The 255-nt window shown below is 40.8% G+C and carries 1 protein-coding gene; it reads right to left on the bottom strand.

Annotation, left to right across the window (positions count from 1 at the left end; genetic code table 11):
- A partial coding sequence (gspN, locus tag AAEY78_RS13995) for a type II secretion system protein N (RefSeq protein WP_352339986.1) occupies positions 1 to 255 on the bottom strand: 255 nt, incomplete at both ends.

Raw genomic sequence — 255 nt, 5'->3', positions numbered from 1 at the left:
ACATTAGTGTGATTTACAAATAATTTACCGTGTAATTGTTCGCACCATGGTTTACCTTGCTTTAAGACTTCAACCATTATGCTCACATCACCGTCAATTTGGGTTTTAAAAGGTAAGCGAGCACCCGCTAGTATAAAGCTATCTTGTAGATCAAGACGAATATTTTTCGCGCTCATCCCAGATAATGACCAGCTAAGACTGCCTTTACCGCTGACTGGCGTGGCACGATTACCGACATTAAAATCGATATTGGCT

It is taken from the genome of Psychrobacter sp. 16-MNA-CIBAN-0192 (genome assembly GCF_040309565.1).
Lineage (GTDB): Bacteria > Pseudomonadota > Gammaproteobacteria > Pseudomonadales > Moraxellaceae > Psychrobacter.
Note: the sequence above shows the minus strand (reverse complement) of the source record. Positions and strands in the feature narration are given on the sequence as shown.